Source organism: Pseudomonas sp. K8 (assembly GCF_014889455.1).
Lineage (GTDB): Bacteria > Pseudomonadota > Gammaproteobacteria > Pseudomonadales > Pseudomonadaceae > Aquipseudomonas > Aquipseudomonas veronii.
Window position 1 is genome coordinate 1 of sequence record NZ_VJWO01000163.1, and the last position, 706, is coordinate 706.

The following is a 706-nucleotide window of genomic DNA, read 5'->3' on the forward strand; positions in this document are numbered from 1 at the left end:
CCATTTCATCCACACGTGCATTCAGCGCGTTGATGCCCTCGGCAAACTCGCCGATGCGGGTGGCCAAGGCTTTCAGTGAAGCCGCATTGCCGTTGGCGGCGGCGGCACGCTGCAGTGCCTCCAGCGACACCTGCAGGCGCTGGCGTGCCTGCTGTAGTGCCTCGCGGTCGGCGTCGTCGAAGCTCGCTGCGTAGCGGGTCTGCAGGCGGCGGGCATCGGCCACCTGGGTGCCCAGCAGCGCCATCAGGCTGGTCGCCTGCTGATGGGTGGCGAAAGTGTCGGCGGCGCGTTCGCTGTTGTACCTTGTCCAGGCGTAGACGGCGGCCACCAGCAGCAGGCCCGCTGCGCAGGCCACCAGGCTGATTTGCAGCTTGTGTGCCACGCTGAGCCGGCGCAGGGATGACAGCCAACGCAACAGCGTGCGCCAGGCGGGAAGGGAACTACCACGGCGGGGAACGGCCGACATCACGTACTCCAGGCGGAATGACGCATCGATATCGGCCGCATCTGCATGGACTTTAGGCTTGGCTGCACGCCCTGCCCCATGCGTCGCGCGGTGGACACGTTGTAGCGCGCGCAGGCGACCGTACGATGACGGCCGCCATGCCATTGCTCAGTGCTGCACCGGCAAGGCCAGCACAGCCTCGGTGGACATCACGCTGCCGAAGGCGTCGGCGATTTCAGTCAATGCCGCGCGGTGCAGCAG

The 706-nt window shown here is 66.9% G+C and carries 1 protein-coding gene; it reads right to left on the minus strand.

All coding sequences use genetic code 11. The annotated features are described in order from the left end of the window. On the minus strand, positions 1-466 hold a 466-nt coding region (locus INT12_RS30735), incomplete at its 3' end, for a hypothetical protein (RefSeq protein WP_226926405.1). Between the last annotated feature and the right edge of the window lie 240 nt (positions 467-706).